Source organism: Mycolicibacterium arenosum (assembly GCF_024320865.1).
Classification (GTDB): domain Bacteria; phylum Actinomycetota; class Actinomycetes; order Mycobacteriales; family Mycobacteriaceae; genus Mycobacterium; species Mycobacterium arenosum.
The window spans coordinates 664,337-679,556 of record NZ_JANDBD010000001.1 but is presented as its reverse complement, the minus strand read 5'-3'; the positions used below and the strand labels follow the sequence as shown (position 1 = coordinate 679,556).

General features: G+C 63.8%; 12 protein-coding genes. 8 read left to right on the top strand and 4 right to left on the bottom strand.

The window, feature by feature from the left end:
* The first annotated feature begins 109 nt into the window (after positions 1–109).
* Both NM203_RS03345 and NM203_RS03340 read left to right on the top strand, forming a co-directional pair.
* Positions 110–1,516, top strand: a complete 1,407-nt coding sequence (locus NM203_RS03345; RefSeq protein ID WP_255058188.1) for an aldehyde dehydrogenase family protein — start codon at positions 110–112, stop codon at positions 1,514–1,516.
* A gap of 128 nt (positions 1,517–1,644) precedes the next feature.
* Complete coding sequence (locus NM203_RS03340; RefSeq protein ID WP_255058186.1) at positions 1,645–3,153, top strand: carboxylesterase/lipase family protein; 1,509 nt, start codon at positions 1,645–1,647, stop codon at positions 3,151–3,153.
* Positions 3,154–3,489: 336 nt separating this feature from the next.
* Here the strand turns inward: NM203_RS03340 and NM203_RS03335 are convergent, their stop codons facing one another.
* Entirely contained in the window at positions 3,490–4,224 is a 735-nt protein-coding gene (locus NM203_RS03335; RefSeq protein WP_255058185.1) for an SDR family NAD(P)-dependent oxidoreductase, read from the bottom strand.
* A gap of 10 nt (positions 4,225–4,234) precedes the next feature.
* Positions 4,235–5,032 (bottom strand): enoyl-CoA hydratase-related protein, encoded by a 798-nt coding sequence (locus NM203_RS03330; protein WP_255058184.1) that lies wholly within the window; start codon positions 5,030–5,032, stop codon positions 4,235–4,237.
* A 237-nt stretch (positions 5,033–5,269) separates the two neighbouring features.
* Here NM203_RS03330 and NM203_RS03325 point away from each other — a divergent pair, with 237 nt between their 5' ends.
* Entirely contained in the window at positions 5,270–5,932 is a 663-nt protein-coding gene (locus tag NM203_RS03325; RefSeq protein WP_255058183.1) for a TetR/AcrR family transcriptional regulator, read from the top strand.
* A gap of 13 nt (positions 5,933–5,945) precedes the next feature.
* Positions 5,946–7,067, top strand: a complete 1,122-nt coding sequence (locus tag NM203_RS03320; RefSeq protein WP_255058182.1) for an adenylate/guanylate cyclase domain-containing protein — start codon at positions 5,946–5,948, stop codon at positions 7,065–7,067.
* Between the two features lie 78 nt (positions 7,068–7,145).
* Here the strand turns inward: NM203_RS03320 and NM203_RS03315 are convergent, their stop codons facing one another.
* Positions 7,146–8,291 (bottom strand): acyl-CoA dehydrogenase family protein, encoded by a 1,146-nt coding sequence (locus NM203_RS03315; RefSeq protein ID WP_255058181.1) that lies wholly within the window; start codon positions 8,289–8,291, stop codon positions 7,146–7,148.
* Between the two features lie 68 nt (positions 8,292–8,359).
* Here NM203_RS03315 and NM203_RS03310 point away from each other — a divergent pair, with 68 nt between their 5' ends.
* Positions 8,360–9,145 carry a TetR/AcrR family transcriptional regulator gene (locus tag NM203_RS03310; protein WP_255058180.1) on the top strand — a complete coding sequence of 262 codons (786 nt, stop codon included), beginning with the start codon at positions 8,360–8,362 and terminating at the stop codon, positions 9,143–9,145.
* Positions 9,146–9,971: 826 nt separating this feature from the next.
* Here the strand turns inward: NM203_RS03310 and NM203_RS03305 are convergent.
* Positions 9,972–11,429 carry a cytochrome P450 gene (locus NM203_RS03305; RefSeq protein WP_255058179.1) on the bottom strand — a complete coding sequence of 486 codons (1,458 nt, stop codon included), beginning with the start codon at positions 11,427–11,429 and terminating at the stop codon, positions 9,972–9,974.
* 473 nt (positions 11,430–11,902) lie between these two features.
* On the opposite strand from NM203_RS03305, the gene NM203_RS03300 reads away from it, so the two are divergent.
* The 3 genes from NM203_RS03300 to NM203_RS03290 are packed head-to-tail and all read left to right on the top strand — an operon-like array spanning position 11,903 to position 15,218.
* Entirely contained in the window at positions 11,903–12,670 is a 768-nt protein-coding gene (locus NM203_RS03300) for an enoyl-CoA hydratase/isomerase family protein (protein ID WP_255058177.1), read from the top strand.
* Between the two features lie 2 nt (positions 12,671–12,672).
* Positions 12,673–13,485, top strand: a complete 813-nt coding sequence (locus NM203_RS03295; RefSeq protein WP_255058176.1) for a TIGR03084 family metal-binding protein — start codon at positions 12,673–12,675, stop codon at positions 13,483–13,485.
* Positions 13,482–15,218, top strand: a complete 1,737-nt coding sequence (locus tag NM203_RS03290) for an acyclic terpene utilization AtuA family protein (RefSeq protein ID WP_255058175.1) — start codon at positions 13,482–13,484, stop codon at positions 15,216–15,218. The genes NM203_RS03295 and NM203_RS03290 overlap by 4 nt, the downstream gene beginning before the upstream one ends.
* Positions 15,219–15,220: the final 2 nt, after the last annotated feature.

Genomic DNA, 15,220 nt, shown 5'->3' with positions numbered 1-15,220 from the left:
TATCTGGCCAGAGGTCGGGTAGCCGCAGCCACTGAGCTCGGCGAATCTGTGGCCACGGACCGGACTGCTGGTTAACATCGTGATATCCACCGGGTCAGGAAGGACCCCCATGACCGCAGAAGCGACTTCCCCACCCACCCCGTCCGTCGACGCCGCGGACATTCCGACGATCGTCGCCAGGCTCCGCAAGACGTTTGCCACCGGCCGCACCCGCGACGTGGCATGGCGGAAACGCCAGCTGGAGGGGTTGCACCGGCTCATCGTCGACAACGAACCCGCCATCGCGGCAGCACTGGACCAGGATCTTGGTCGGAAGCCGTTCGAGGCGTGGTTGGCCGACATCGCCAGCCCTGCAGGTGAAGCCGCGGATGCCGCGAAGAACGTCGCGAAGTGGACCAAGCGCAAGCATCGACTATTGGAGATGGCGCAGTTGCCCGGCCGCGCCTGGATTGAGTACGAGCCGTTCGGCACGGTGCTCGTCATCGGTGCGTGGAACTTCCCCTTCGCGCTGACGTTGGGTCCCGCGGTGGGCGCTATCGCCGCGGGAAACACCGTCGTCCTCAAACCGTCCGAGGTGTCGCCAGCGTCGTCGGCGCTCATGGCCGATCTGGTGCCGCGATACCTCGACCCGACCGCCATCACCGTCGTCGAAGGGGACGCCACGGTGAGCCAGGAACTCATCGCGCAAGGCTTCGACAAACTGTGCTTCACAGGCGGCACCGAGATCGGGCGCAAGGTCTACGAAGGGGCAGCGACACACCTCACGCCGGTCACGCTCGAATTGGGCGGCAAGAGCCCCGTCATCGTCGCAGCGGACGCCGACATTGCCGTAGCCGCCAAACGTATCGCCTGGACCAAGCTGATCAACTCCGGTCAAATCTGCATCGCGCCCGACTACGTGCTGGCCGATGCCTCCATTCGCGACGAACTGGTCCGCAGGATCGGCGAAGCCGTCGTCAGCTTCGAGGCGGGTAGTACCGGTAAGCGCATCGTCAACGAACGCCACTTCGACAGGCTGACCGCGGCACTGGCGGCCACCAAGGGAACGGTTGCCGTCGGCGGGGGCTCGAACGCTGCTGCCGTCGAGATCGAGCCCACCGTCGTCGTGGACCCTGCAGTGGACGAGCCACTGATGATCGATGAGATCTTCGGACCGATCCTGCCGATCGTCACCGTCCAATCTCTGGACCAGGCAATCGAATTCGTAAACTCCCGGCCCAAACCGCTGGCGGCCTACCTGTTCACCAAAGGCAAGGCTGTCCGCGAGCGCGTGATCAAGGAAGTGTCGGCAGGCGGAATGCTGGTGAATCATCTGCTGTTCCAGTTCACCACTACAAAGCTGCCATTCGGCGGCGTTGGCCCCTCAGGGATGGGTGCGTACCACGGCAGATTCGGGTTCGAGGAGTTCAGCCACCGCAAGTCGGTGCTGACCAAGCCCACCCGACCCGATCTGACCGCCATCATCTACCCGCCGTACACGGATAGGGCGTGGAAGCTGGCGCGCAAGCTCTTCTGATTAAGCGAGCCACCCACCGCCCCACGCAACCGTCGAGTGATCACAGATGGCCAAGCGCGAAGCCGGCTAGGGTTGCCCCTCGAATCATTTCCCCACCGAAGTGAATACCTGTTCGCTATTGTCGAGAAATGGCAGCCAGGACGGTCAGCACGAACATCGCCTCGGGCGCCATCGAAGGTTTCACGCGCGACGGAGTCACCCGTTGGCGCTCCATCCCCTATGCGAAGCCGCCGGTCGGCGCATTGCGGTTCAAAGCCCCCCAGCGTGTCGAACCATGGGCCGGAATACGACCCTGTTACCGATTCCGCTACTGCGCTCCACAGCCGCGCCGATACACGATCCTCGGCCCGGGCAGATTCCAGCCTACGAGCGAGGACTGCCTTACCGTCAATGTCGTTGCACCTGAAGGCGACTTCGACCGGCCTTTGCCAGTGATGTTCTTCATTCACGGCGGCGCTTACTTCCTGGGCAGTTCCGCAACGCCGATCTATGACGGAGCGTCCCTCGCCCGCAGAGGTTGCGTGTACGTATCGGCGAATTACCGCCTGGGCGCATTGGGTGCTGTCGACCTGTCGTCACTGTCTACCGACGACATCCGCATCGACGACAACCTGTACCTGCGCGACCTGGTATCAGCGCTCACATGGGTGAGCGAGAACATCGCGGCATTTGGCGGCGATCCCGATAACGTGACGATATTCGGGGAGAGCGCAGGAGCGCACGCTGTCGCCACATTGATGGCTGTGCCAGCGGCCAAAGGCCTTTTTGCACAGGCTATTTCACAAAGCCCAGCGGGCGGACTGTTCCGTTCGAAGGAGTTGGCAACGGAGTTTGCCGTCAAGTTCGCATCCACTTTCGGCGCCTCCAAGAAGGACGCCGCGCGCCTATTGTTGAAGGCACGTCCAGCCGAGCTGGTGAAGGCATTCGATCGCTTGATCGCCGTGAGTGCTGCGGACTTGGCGGGCGGTTACCCTGTGGGATCCACCTCGGGAACCGACTATCTCCCGCTCGATCCCATTCAAGCCATGTTGGACGGTAAGGCGCACCGCGTGCCACTCATCGTAGGCACGAATGCGGACGAGGGCCGTTTATTCACCCGGTTTCTCAAACTTCTTCCAACGGACCGAGCGAAGATCGAGCATCTACTAGCGGGGGCCGAACCCACTGACCGCCAACGTATTACGTCCGCCTATCCCGAGTATCCGGCCCCGGCAGCCTGTATCCAACTAGGAGGCGACTTCGCTTTCGGCTCGGCACTGTGGCAGATCGCCGAATCCCACGGTCGGTACGCCCCTACCTACCTGTATCGCTACGACTACGCCCCCCGGACATTGCAGTGGTCAGGCCTGGGTGCAACCCATGCGACGGAGCTTCTTGCCGTATTTGACGTCTACCGCACGCATTTCGGACGGCTTCTCAGCGCCGGATCCGACCACCGGTCGGCCGTGCGCGTGAGCGACGACATGCAAGGCCGATGGGTTGCGTTCGCCGGCCACGGAGTCCCAGGAAAGGGCTGGCCGTCTTACACCCACGACTCCCGTGCGGTAATGGTCTTCGACCAGACCTCACGCGTGGAGAACGATCCCCACGCCACCCGCCGCCAGGCCTGGGAAGGGTTCAACGCCCTTGCCCGCTGACGGGTAGTGACCAGCGTAACCCCGAGGCCTCACGCTAGCCGCCTCAGGCTCGCTCAGGTGTCTTCGACGACGGTGCCCAGATAGCGATAGTCGATTACGCTCTGGGCCGCCGTACATCGACAGGTCCAGGCAGACCCCAGCTCGCAGCTTTCGTGGTTCGGGGTGATCCTGTCCCGAACGAAGTCACGGACGAGCCGCTGAAACTGCAAGTCCTCCGAGGTGTACCCAGCGCCAACGGTATGCCCTTGCCAAAGCTGGTCGTCCGCCGGCGATATCAAGATGGAAAGCCAGGAAACCTCGTACGTTGACCATCGCCGCCAGCTGACGCGGGCTCGTTCAGCCCGCCATAGTCAGGCCTCCGCTTACGCTGATCACCTGACCGGTGATGAATGACGCAGCCTCAGAGGCAAAGAAGACAATCGGCGCAGCCACCTCCTCGGGGCGCGCCAGCCGCCGGAACGGTATCGCCTTGATCAAGGCTTCTTGCAGCCTCTCGGCCTGAGCATGAAACAACGGAGTGTCGGTAGGACCTGGGCACACGCAGTTGACGTTGATCCCATGCCTGGCCATCTCGCGAGCAAGAGACTTGGTCAGCGCGATGACGCCGCCCTTGGCACCGGCATAGATGCTTTCCCCGGAACTACCTACCCGCCCAGCGTCGCTGGCGACGTTGACCACCCAGCCGCCGTTTCCCGCCTCGATCATCCCCGGCAGAAATGCGCTACACATGTGCACGGGGCCTAGGTAGTTGATGCCCACCACCCGCTCGGCGAATTCCGTGCTGGCGTTCAGGAATCCATCGGTTCGATCCCATCCCGCAGCATTCACCAGGACGTTCGGGACACCGACGTCGGAATGCACCTGAAGGCGAAGCTGATCGACCGTCGCGCGGTCCGCGATATCTACCGACATCGCGAATATCGATTCGGGGAGGCATTCCGCCGTGCGGTTTGCGGCGTCCAGATCGAGGTCGGCTGCGACCACCTTGTCGCCTTGCCGCGCAAACGCTAGCGCGGCGGCCTTGCCGATTCCGGATCCAGCTCCGGTGACGACGACGATGTTGTCTGTCATGTCCGCGCCCTCATGCCTTGGCGTACTTGGCGAAGTCAGGACTGCGCTTCTCGGCGAAGGCCGTCGCGCCCTCCAACCCCTCGGGCGTGTGCGAATACAGATCGAGCGCGGACATGGCAAGGTTGCTGAGGCCCGCCTGATGATCGGTGTCGGCGTTGAACGATTGCTTGAGGAAGCGAATGGCGGTCGGACTCTTTTCGGCGATCTCCGCAGCCACCACCCTGGCTTCATCCATCAGTTCGCCTGCAGGGACCACCCAGTTCACCAGGCCCCACCGTTCGGCGGTGTCCGCGTCGACTTGGCGGCACAGGTACCACATCTCTCGGGCGCGCTTCTCGCCGACGACCCGTGCAAGGAAGGCTGACCCGAAGCCGGCATCGAAGGAACCTACACGGGGTCCGGCCTGGCCGAACTTGGCGGTGTCTGCGGCGATGGTGAGATCGCAAAGCACGTGCAGCACGTGCCCACCGCCGATGGCGAGTCCATTGACCGCGGCGATGACGGGTTTCGGTACGTCGCGAATGAGCTTGTGCAGGTTGCCAATCTCGAACATGCCGCTCTCGGTTGGCCCGTAGTCGCCGGTTTCGGCGCGTTGCTTGACGTCGCCGCCAGTGCAGAAGGCTTTCTCCCCCGCCCCCGTGAGGACGATGGCTTGTACCCCACTGTCCGCCCAGGCGCTACGGAATGCCTTGATAAGTTCCTCGACGGTCTTGCCGCGGAACGCGTTGTAGCGGTGGGGACGGTTGATGGTCACGATCGCCGCGCGTCCTTCGACCTCGTAACGGATGTCCTCGTACTGGTCAGCCACTGCCTCTCCTCTTCAGCAATCTCGCCGGTAGGTTGTTCTCCTCGTGAATACTAATTCACATGTGCTGAACGTAGGGCGATCGGCATTCGTCGTCAATACGCCGCCAATGCGCCCGGAGCCCCGGGTTTTCGTATCGGTGCCCGCTTTCACGCCCTCCTCAGCTGGTGGGGAGATGTTAACGTTCGATAGTGACCAGCTGGGTTCCGAGCACCCCCGTCGAAGGCGGAGGGAGTAGCGATGACTAGACAGGTCGTCGCCGGACGAAGTCGGGTCGGTGGCGAGCGCCGTGAGCGGATTCTCGCCTCGGCAGCAGAATTGATTGCCGAGCGCGGATACCATGCGGTTTCGATGGCCGATATCGGGGTCGCGTCAGGTGTGGTCGGTCCGGCCATATACCGCCACTTCGACAGCAAGGGCGGCTTGCTCGCAGCCTTGTTCGAACGTGTCGTGGACAGCCTGCTGCAGCGTGCAACGTTTATCGTCGAGCAGTCGCGCGATGAGGCGGAAGCGTTAACAGGGCTGGTAGCCGACCAAGTCGCATTGGTGATGGATCAGCGGGAGTTGGCCATCGTCTATTACCGCGAAGTCCACAATCTGCCCGATCAGCAGCAGAGCAGGCTGCGCCGTAAGCAACGGCTCTACCTCGAAGAGTGGGTTCACCTCGTTGATGAATTGCGGCCTGACATCGACGAAATAGAGATTCGCGCAATGGTTCACGGTGCGATCGGCGCCATCCAGTCGATCCTGCACTATCGCGGGACTGGCCTCGCTCCTGAGCTGACCTCGGTACTGATTGCGTCAATGGGTCACGCCGTGCTCGGCGTTCCCGCATCGAACCGCGAGTCGGGTGCCTCGGCCGCCGCGCTGTCCGGTCCACACCGTGGCTCGACGCGCAGTTAGACGCGTCCGGGACGTGCCAACGATCAACGAATTCGCGGAACTGGGCCTTCTCGACGGTCTCGAAGGCAACACCAGAGACGAGCGGGTGGACCTCATCGTTTGGCTTCTCGCCCAAGGCTTCACGGTCGAGCAGGTCCGGTCGTCGGTTTCGACACCGCTACTGCTACCTACGATCCGCGTCCTCGGTGATGACAGGCTGTACGTTTCGCTCCGAGAGCTGAATGCTGCCACCGGGATGGACGTGGAACTCCTCAACAGATTGATCGCCGCTGCCGGTTTACCCAGACCGGCAGACCTCGACACCGCGGTTTTGCTACAGGCCGACGCGGACGCGATCGCGCGCGCAAAGGTCTTCATCGGGATGGGTGTCACCCCGGATGAGACCGTCGCCGTCCTGCGGGCTCTCACGGAGGGGCTCGGGCACGCTGCCGAGATGATGCGCGATTCCGTGCTCAACTTGTTGCTCGTTCCGGGTGAGGACGAGATCGAGTTCGCCGAGGCCTCGCAGGCATTCGCGCAACGAGCGAGGCCGGAGTTGTTGGCTATGATCGGTGATCTGTTCCTCATGAGGCTTCGCAGCTCATTGGAGTCAGAGGCGATCACCGCCGCAGAACGCGCTGCCGGACAGTTACCCGGAGCGCGTCACGTCACCGTCGCATTCGCCGACGTCGTGGGTTTCACCGAATTGGGCGAGCAGCTTTCGCCGTACGACTTGGAGAGGCTCGCGCGTCGCCTCGCGGACACTGCGCGCACGGCAACGTGCACACCGGTGAGGTTCGTAAAATCCGTCGGAGACGCCGTCATGCTGGTCTCTCCCGAACCAACGCCGCTCTTGACGGCGGTGCTGGACCTTGCCGAGGCCGCGTCGGCAGACGATCTGCCCCCTTTGAGGATCGGCGTGGCATCCGGATCTGCGGTGACGCGCGCGGGAGACTGGTTCGGCAGCCCCGTCAACCTCGCCAGCCGGGTGACCGCGGTCGCGCGGCCCGGCACCGTACTGGTCGCGGAATCCACCCAGGCGATCGTCGAAGACACCGCAGGTATCCAGTGGTCGGCTGTGGGCTCACGCCGCTTGAAGGGCGTGAGCAACAAGGTGAATCTGTTTCGGGCTAGGCGAGCGAGCACTCATGAATGAGAACAGCGCAAGCCACACGGGGCTCGCTCCGGTCCGACCTCCAGCGTTCGGCTTGTGCAGAACTCGCTTGATCTCTGCTCAGAGCGAGCGGGCAATGATTTCCTTCATGATCTCGTTCGTCCCGCCGTAGATCTTCTGGACGCGTGCATCTGCCCACATCCTGGCAATGGGATATTCGTTTATGTAGCCGTATCCTCCGTGGAGTTGCAAGCAATCGTCGAGGGCAACCATGGCGCGCTCGGTAGTCCACCACTTCGCCATCGCGACCGTGGGGATGTCGAGTTCGCCACGCAGGTGACGGGCGACGCAATCATCGATGAACACACGGCCGATGTGGGCGTCGGTAGCGACCTCGGCAAGTTTGAACTTCGTGTTCTGGAAAGCGAAGACCGGCTTGCCGAACGCTTGGCGATCCTTCGTGTACTCCACGGTGAACTCGAGCGCAGTCTCCACTTGAGTCACTGCGCCGAGCGCGAGGATCAATCGCTCCTGGGGTAGTTGCTGCATCAACTGAATGAAGCCCTGGCCTTCGGTCGTGCCGAGGAGGTTTTCAACGGGGATGTGTACGTCCTCGAAGTACAGCTCGGAGGTGTCCTGACCACGCTGGCCGACCTTGTCCAATACCCGACCGCGTCGAAACCCCGGACGGTCGCCTTCGACCAACATCAACGAGATTCCGTTCGCTCCGGCGTTCGGATCGGTCTTGGCCACCACGATGATCAGGTCGGCCTGCGCGCCGTTGGTGATGAAAGTCTTGGACCCGTTCACGACGTACTCGTCGCCGACACGCACCGCCTTGGTTGTGACCGACTGCAGGTCGGAACCCGTGCCCGGCTCCGTCATTGCGATGGCCCCCACCATCTCGCCACTAGCCAGTCGAGGAAGGAAGCGTTCCTTCTGCTCATCGGTGCCGTAGTCGAGCAGATAATGGGCCACGATGCCGCTGTGCAGCGGGGCGCCCCACGCTGTGTCGCCGATCCGAGCCTGTTCCTCGATCAGTACCGCCTCATGAGCGAACGTCCCGCCACCACCGCCGTACTGCTCCGGGATCGACATGCACAGCAGCCCCAACTCGCCCGCGCGAGTCCACAACTCTCGATCGACATGGTGCTGCTCGATGAAGCGATCGATGTGCGGCGCAACCTCCTTCTCGCAGAACGCGCGCGCCATGTCTCGCAGTGCATCGAGGTCGTCGTCCATCCAGCTAGAGCGTTTCGCGGCCATTCGAACGTCCTCACTGTGTCTGCTTTCGCACCGATCCCGGTTGGGTCTCGCGTGTGCGCTACGGGTACATGGTGTACCACGTTCTGGCTACTGGGTACAACTCGTACCCAGAACATCCAGACACGCGGGGCGCTACGGTGAGCCTCGTGGAGCGAACGCATTGGGCGGACACCACCGCGGCACGCCGCGCAACCAGCAGGTTGCCGGGTCGCGATTTACGTCGCGGCCAGATCATTGAAGCGGCGCTGGCCGCCATCGAGGAGAATGGCCCCCACGCCCTCACGGGCCAAATCGCTGGCAAAGCCGGTTTGGGCCGCACGCACTTCTACCGCCACTTCGCGAGCAAGGAAGAACTCGATCTCGCCGTTGCGCGCCATGTCCACCGCGAGCTCACCGCCAAGATTCGCGTCAGCCTGGACGTCACGGGATCACCGCTGGACGTAATTGCCGCACCCGTCAGTCAGCACGTCATGTGGGCCGACGAGCATCCCAACCTGTATCGGTTTCTGGTCAACCGACACTATCGGCGCAGCGACGAGAAGACGGCGCCCGGCGTTAGCGCTTTCGCGTCCGAACTCGCGAAGGCGGGTGCGCGTTACTTTCCACGCTACGGAGACGACGCCGGCGCTGCCGACCGCAACGTCGCCGCCATCGTGGGCCTCATCGACGCATCTGTGCTGTGGTGGCTGGATCACCGAGACTCCACTCTCGACGATCTAGTCGTTCGGTTGACCCGGCAGACGTGGTTGATCATCGACGACCGGCTACGGGAACTCGGAACCGCACTCGATCCGGACGCACCGCTGAATGGGCCCGCGCCCACACCACGCGAAACGCGAGGCGCGTCCCGTTGAACGATCGCAGATATCGTCGACACGGTGTCAACGTTGTCTGCTTTGGCGCCGCTCACCGACACGCAATAGCGCGTTAGCGTTCCTACCCAAGTGGGGGGGCGGCGTCACTAGCGCGGACGACGTCTCAGGTCCACCGCTGAACGCCCACGAATACCCGCCGACTGTTCAGTAGCTCGAATCCCGCGCGCTGCGTCCGTGGCATCCGTCGGACTCGGCCCGGTGAACAGCAGCGATGCGCCAAGATCGGCAACTCGATCGTTGAGCCTTTTTCGTGCTCACGACGTCAGGGCGCAGCGCACGGGCGCGGATGGGCAATCCCGCATGGTCGAGGTCACCCTGCAACGACGTCGTGAACGACAGCACGGCCGCCTTGGTGGCTGCGTGAATGGCGAGTCCCGGACGGGAGCCATGGCAGCCAGTGATGCGACATTGAGGATCGCACTCTCGTCAACGCCCTTGGCCCACATCGCGGCGTACGTTTCTGCGACGATGCCACGGCTCGTGACGCCGAGGATCGATGCAATCTCGTCGTACGGGTGACGCTAAGGCTCCCCTCCTATCAGGATCCCGGCGTTGTTCACCTACCGCCAGACGACGACCCGAGGCTGAGGCCTGTGAAGCCCGTCACGATGGAGCGACGGACTCCGCATGTCGTGTTGAGCACTCGATGTGCTCTGGCCGCCCTCGATAGCAGCACGCCGTGGTGCAGCGCCGTCAACATCAGTGAGCAGCACTCTGTGGCCGGCTGCCGGCGAGGTAACGCGCGATCTCTCAACGGATCCCGCGGCCGCACCAGTAACGGCGGCCACCGTTGGTCTCGGCACGGCTATCGACGTCGCAACGTAATCGGGAGTCCGTCCACCGGAATGGGCAGGGAGGTGTTGTCCCATCGGACGTGGTAGCCGTCGTCGAGGCTCCAGGTGAACTCCCGCAGCATTTCGTGCAGGATCGCCTTCACCTCAAGGGTGCCAAAGTTCATTCCAATGCACTTGTGCGCGCCCCCTCCGAACGGAAGCCACGCGAAGCGGTGAGTCTGGTCCTCCCGCCGTGGCGCTTCGAAGCGCGTCGGGTCGAACCGATCCGGTTCAGTCCACACCGTTGGAGCGAAGTGGTTGACAGCCGGCGTGACAGCGACGAGCATCCCCGATGGAATGTAGTGGCCGTCGATCACGGTGTCCGCCACCGTCTTACGCATGACCAATGGTACGGGTGCCACAAGTCTGAGCGACTCCTTGATGACGATGTCCATCGTCGTGAGTCCCTCGAGGTCCTCGATGCCCGGCAGCTCGTCACCGAGACGATCGGACTCGGCACGAACTCGTTCCTGCCATTCGGGGTTCTTCGCTAGGAAGTACGCCACCGCCGCGGTGGTGATGGTGGACGTATCATGCGCGGCCATCATCAGGAAGATCATGTGGTTGATGATGTCGGCATCGGTGAACTGTTCACCGTCTTCGGCCCGCGCCTCGCACAGCGCGGCGAACAGATCATCGCTCTGCCCCGACCGCGCAGCCGGCAAATGCCGAGCGAAGTACTCCTCCAACACACGTCGGCCGCGTATCCCTGCGCGATACCGCGTACCGGGCAGTGGAGCACGCACGATCGCGCTGGCGGCACGCACGGTCGCGATGAATGCCCGGTTGACCGAACCGCTGTCCTGCTTGCCGCGGCCGCCCATGAACACATCGGTCGCGACGTCGAGCGTTAGGTCCTTCAGTAAGGGATACAAGCGGACGCCCGACCCAGTCGGCCACATCGGCACGCTGGCACGAACCGAGGGGCCGACCTGTTTGACGTAACCGGTTAAGCGCGGACGCGTGAACGCCTCCTGCATGATTCGCCGATGCATCAGATGCTCGTCGAAGCTCATCAGCATCAGCCCGCGATGAAAGAACGCGTCGATGAGAAAGCCCCAACCATCTTGGGAGAACGACTTGGCCTTGGTGGTGAGTGCTTCTTGAGTCGCCTGTGGACCCGCAATGACTACCATCTTCGTACCGAAAGCCCCCATCCATGAGACCGATCCGAATCTTTCGTACCGCTCTCTGCTGAGGTCAGACCCGAAGCGAATGTAGTCGAGCGTGTGTCCGAGCACAGGCCACCCGTTATCGCCGATAACTGGCTTCAATCCGCTGCCAATAGGCGGCGCGGCAAGTTCGCGAACAGGCCACCGTCGGCTCAACTCCAGAATGCCCCGCTCGACGCTCTGCGGGACGGGAGCCAACAGCACCGACGACAATCGCTCACGGGCCTTCTTTGCCGGTGCGAACGGTGACGTAACCATGGGGTACCCCTTTGTCAGTCGTGGAGATCAGATCTCGGCGGGAGCCACCATCCTTTACAAGAAAGCCGATTTCGTCAACGTTTGTGACGATCACCGCTCGACTGCCAGCGGATCTAAGGGTGTTCGATTGAACCCTCTGCAAGTGGACGGGCTGTTAACCGATGGGGTCGGCTCCGCCGCGGACACGCAGGACAGTGGCTGACCACGGACACGGGTTGGCCACCGCCGAAGCGACGCGGCCGCGAATTCGGGTCGATCCCGGCCGTCCGCCATCGGTGGTCGCCCAATCCCAACCTCTGCAATGACGGACGAGACGTCTCCATCCGTCAGCACCAAGACGGGTGCGGCGAAGAAGCGGGAACGACGTCCTCGGATCGTCCACCATCTGGCCATCACCGCTCTACGCCAGGTAGCGTTCGGCGAGTGAACAGTCCCTCACATTGAGGGTCTCGGTCAATCGTGGACGGAGACTGATGAGCGAAGAAGCGATCGGGTACGAGCTCGTGGACGGAGTGGCCTGGCTGACGATCAACCGGCCCGAGGCACGGAACGCGCTCAATGCGGCGGTCCGACTGGGACTTTTCGACGCGGTCCACCGTTTCAACGCCGACGACTCGGCCAAGGTCATGGTGTTAACGGGGGCGGGCGACAAGGCCTTCTGCGCAGGCGGGGATCTAAAGGAAATGTCGGAGACGTCGCTCACAGTCCCGCCGCCCGACTTCGCCCCGCAGTTTGGGCACAACATCGACGTCGTCAAGCCGACCATCGCGGCGGTCAACGGCGTAGCCTTCGCAGGCGGCTTCCTGCTCGCCCAGCAGTGCGACCTCGTCGTCGCGGCGGAGCATGCCACCTTCGCCGTCAGCGAGGTTAAGGTAGGTCGTGGCGCGCCGTGGGCAGCACCTCTGTCGTGGTTGCTGCCGCCGCGCCTTGCGCTGCAGATCTTGATGACCGGCGACCCGATCTCCGCCGAGCGCGCCCGCGAAGTGGGCATGGTGAACGAGGTCGTGCCCGCGTCGGAGCTACGGGCACGAACTCAGGCGATTGCCGTGCGAATCGCCTCCAACGCACCATTGTCCGTGCTTGCGGCGAAGAAGACGGTGTACCTCTCGGCGCAGCACCACCTTGCCGAGGCTTACGACCTCGCGGACCAGATATGGGAGCCGGTCTACCACAGCGCCGACGCGCAGGAGGGTCCCACCGCCTTTCGTGAGAAGCGGACGCCAGTCTGGACGGGACGCTAGTCGTGGCCGTGGCCATGGAGTCCGTCATCGCCGACATCGAAGCAGAGACCGCAGACCTGATGACACTGATTGCCGACCTGCCAGACGGCCCGACCGGGTGGGATGCCCCCACCCCGGCCAGAGGTTGGGCCGTCCGGGATCAAATCAGCCATCTCGCGTTCTTCGACGACGTCGCCGTGCGCTCGGCCACCGACCCCGAGGGGTTTACGGCTGAGGTGCTGCCCATGCTTGCCGACGGCCGGGTCTCTCCGGACTCCATCGCCGAGCGATACCGGCCGATGCCGGCGCTGGAGTTGCTGTCCTGGTTCGACGGCGCTCGCAACGCACTCATCGCCGCCTTCGGCAAAATCGACCCCTCCATGCGTGTGCCATGGTTCGGCCTACCCATGAGCGCCGCGTCCTCACTGACCGCGCGGATAATGGAGACCTGGGCGCACGGCCAGGACGTCGCCGACGCCCTTGGAGCGACACGCGCACCATCGGACAGGTTGCGCCATGTCGCACACATCGGCGTGGGGGCGCGGGCCTTCAGTTACATGGTCAACGGTCTAGAGGTGCCGACGGAGCCGGTTCGCGTCGAGCTCACCGCACCGTCAGGCGCGCTCTGGACATGGGGCCCAGACGACGCTCCCAATGAGGTTTCCGGCACCGCGTACGACTTCTGTCTACTCGTCACCCAGCGACGGCATCGCGACGACACCGCACTGGAAACCACTGGTCCCATCGCCGACGAGTGGCTCTCCATCGCGCAGGCCTTCGCGGGCCCCCCCGGTGCAGGGCGTGCCGCAGGGCAGTTCGACGGCGGTGCGGCGTGAGGCGCCCGGTACGGATCGGAAATTGCTCCGGCTTCTACGGCGACCGGATCGCCGCGGCGCGGGAGATGGTCGAAGGCGGCACAGGAGCCGAGGGCATTGACGTACTCTGCGGTGACTACCTTGCCGAGTTGACGATGCTCATTCTGGCGAAGGCGCAGTCGAGGGATCCGGCGGGCGGTTTTGCCCGCACGTTCTTGACCCAGATGGAACAGGTGTTGGGCACCTGCTCCGATCGCGGTATCAAGATCGTGGCCAATGCCGGTGGGCTGAACCCGGCCGGGCTAGCCCTCGCGCTACGCGAGCTCGCAGAACGGCTCGGCGTCTCCGTTCGCGTCGCCCATGTCGAGGGTGACGACTTGCGCGCCAACCTCACCGAGATCACCCCTCCGGTCGGTGCGGTAGCGCCGGTCTCGGCCAACGCATACCTCGGAGGTTGGGGTATTGCCGAAGCGCTGGGCGCCGGCGCCGACGTGGTCGTCACCGGACGCGTGACGGACGCGTCACTCGTCGTCGGGCCGGCCGCCTGGTGGCACGGATGGGGGCACACCGACTGGGACCGGCTGGCTGGTGCGGTCGTAGCTGGCCACGTCATCGAATGCGGCCCGCAGGCCACCGGCGGCAACTACGCCTTCCTCGACGAGATCACCGACCGTCGCTACCCGGGGTTCCCGATTGCGGAAGTCGCGGCCGATGGCTCTTCGGTGATCACCAAACACGCCGACACCGGCGGGCTGGTGTCGGTCGGCACGGTCACCGCCCAGCTGCTCTATGAGATAGCCGAGCCCGCCTATCTGGGACCGGACGTCGTCACGCACTTCGACACCGTCGGTCTGACCCAACAGGCCGAGCACCGGGTGGCGATCACCGGAGCCGTCGGCAGCCCACCGCCGGAAACTCTGAAAGTGGCGCTCAACGACGTCGGGGGCTATCGGAATACCATGACGATGGTGCTCACCGGCCTTGACCTGGAGGCAAAATCCGAGTTTGCGCAGGAGCAGCTGTTCGACGTCCTCGGCGGCAGAGACTCCTTCGCGGAGGTCGACGTCCGGTTGCTGCGATTCGACGCCATGGACGCCCCCACCAACGACCAGGCCTGCGCGCACCTGCGGATCACGGTCAAGGACTCCGACCCGCGCAAGGTCGGCCGGGCGTTCTCGAGCGGAATCATGGAGATTGCTCTGGCCGGATACGCCGGCTTCCACACCACCACACCACCCACGTCGGAGTCGGCGTTCGGCGTATACCGGCCTGCGGCCGTCCCAAGGTCCAGCGTGACGCAAGTTGTGGTGATGCCGGATGGTGAGCGTCTACGGATTGCCGACCCGCCGACCGGTCCCGTGCCGACCCCGGAGGTCGCCGATCGCGCGGCCATCGCATCGCCGGCCGGGCCGACGTGCCGCGCACCACTTGGTTCAGTGCTCGGCGCGCGATCAGGAGACAAGGGCGGCGACGCCAACATCGGTCTGTGGGCCCGTGACGATGCCGGATACGCCTGGGCCCGCGAGTATCTGAACGTCGATCGGCTACGCGTGCTACTCGGCCCAGAAGCGGCACAGCTACGCATCGAGCGGTTCGAATTGCCCAACCTACGGGCGATCAACGTTGTCGTTCACGGCCTGTTGGGCCAAGGCGTAGCGTCTTCGACCCGTCTGGATGCCCAGGCGAAGGGTCTCGGAGAGTACGTGCGCTCCCGGATGGTCGACATCCCGCAGTCCCTGGTCAGCGCGAGCTGACC